General features: G+C 70.6%; 2 protein-coding genes. Both read right to left on the bottom strand.

Translation table 11 applies throughout. The features are described 5' to 3' along the window. Nucleotides 1-33: 33 nt before the first annotated feature. A complete protein-coding gene (locus tag ACFVIM_RS35125) occupies nt 34-927 on the bottom strand; it encodes a Bax inhibitor-1/YccA family protein (protein WP_384310439.1) in 894 nt (297 codons plus the stop codon). Nucleotides 928-1,155: 228 nt separating this feature from the next. Continuing rightward, nucleotides 1,156-1,418, bottom strand: a 263-nt coding sequence (locus tag ACFVIM_RS35120; protein ID WP_384310437.1) for a hypothetical protein, incomplete at its 5' end; no start/stop codon positions are given.

Below are 1,418 nucleotides of genomic sequence, written 5' to 3'. Positions count from 1 at the left end.
GGGCCGCACGGCGGCGGCCCGGTGGGAGCCTGGTCAGTCGTTCCCGTTGAGGATCGACAGCAGACGCAGCATCTCCAGGTAGATCCAGACCAGGGTCATGGTCAGGCCGAAGGCGGCCAGCCAGGACTCCTCGCGCGGAGCACCGTAGGTGAGACCGTCCTCGACCTGCTTGAAGTCCAGGGCGAGGAAGCAGGCGCCGAGGATGACGCCGATCACACCGAAGAGGATGCCGAGGCCACCGCTGCGGAAGCCGAGGCCGTCACCGCCGCCGAAGACGGCGAAGAGCAGGTTGACGGCCATCAGCAGCACGAAGCCGAGCGCGGCGGCCATCACAAAGCCGTAGAAGCGGCGGTTGACCCGGATCCAGCGCATCTTGTACGCGACCAGGACACCGGCGAAGACGGCCATGGTGCCGAGGACGGCCTGCGGAACGACGCCGTCACCGACGTAGGTGCTCACCGCGCTGGAGATCACGCCGAGGAAGACACCCTCGAAGGCCGCGTAGGCCAGGATCAGCGCCGGGACCGGCTTGCTCTTGAAGGCCTGGACGAGCGCGAACACCATCGCGATGAGCGCGGCGCCGATCGCGATGCCATACGACTTGCCGATGCTGTCGGAGTCGACCGGCAGCAGGAACCACGACAGCATCGCCGTGAGCACGACGGTACCGAGCGTGAAGGCCGTGCGGGTGACGACATCGTCGATCGTCATGGCCCGGCCGCGCGCGGGGGCGGTGGTGGTGGGGTCTACGGGCGCGTAGGGGTTGGTCGCGTACGGGTTGGTGCCCTGGGCCGCGTCCGTGGCGCCCGTGGCGTACGGGTTGGTTCCGACGACGGGGCCCCCGGCCTGCGGCTGCGCGCTGAAGCCCGCATTGCCGGTGTCACGGCTGAACCCCCGACGCGAGAAGACCGGGTTACTGCTCCTCATCTCACTCCTCCATGGCCGCCGAGCGCGGCCTTGCGACAAGAGTAATCGGGGAGCAAAGGAAGCGTGCTCGTGCTCACGGAGGATCTTCCGGATCGTGACCTGCGCGAAGGAGGTACGTTCCGCACCCCCCGACCGCACCACAAGGCCCCCACGGGCCTCCCCCGTCACCGCCTTCCGGCGAATCGCCCCCCGGGGCACCCCGCGCGCGCCGCGGGCTCGGGACAGCCCTCAGGAGCGCGGCAGGAGGGCGGACACCCTCCGCGGGGCGGCCTCGTTCAGTGCGCGCACCGACTCCAGCACGCGCGCGTGCCGCCGGATCAGCCGCTTCTGGTGGGCGGCCTCGACCGCGTACCGGACCCCGACCGTGGTGGTGCGCTCCTTGCACCCGTAGAGCAAGCCGCGCCGTCCCCGGTTCCGGCAGAGACCGAACCCGGGTGGGACGGGGCCCGCCATCCGTTCGAACACCGACGGCCCCGGCCCCTTCCGGGGCC

This window comes from Streptomyces sp. NPDC057638 (genome assembly GCF_042800315.1).
In the GTDB taxonomy this organism is placed as follows: Bacteria; Actinomycetota; Actinomycetes; order Streptomycetales; family Streptomycetaceae; genus Streptomyces.
This window is presented reverse-complemented; position numbering and strand designations above follow the sequence as displayed.

Excerpts from the sequence above, each read along its gene's own strand:
- ACFVIM_RS35125 (WP_384310439.1), bottom strand. The coding sequence starts at position 927 with ATGAGGAGCAGTAACCCGGTCTTCTCGCGTCGGGGGTTCAGCCGTGAC.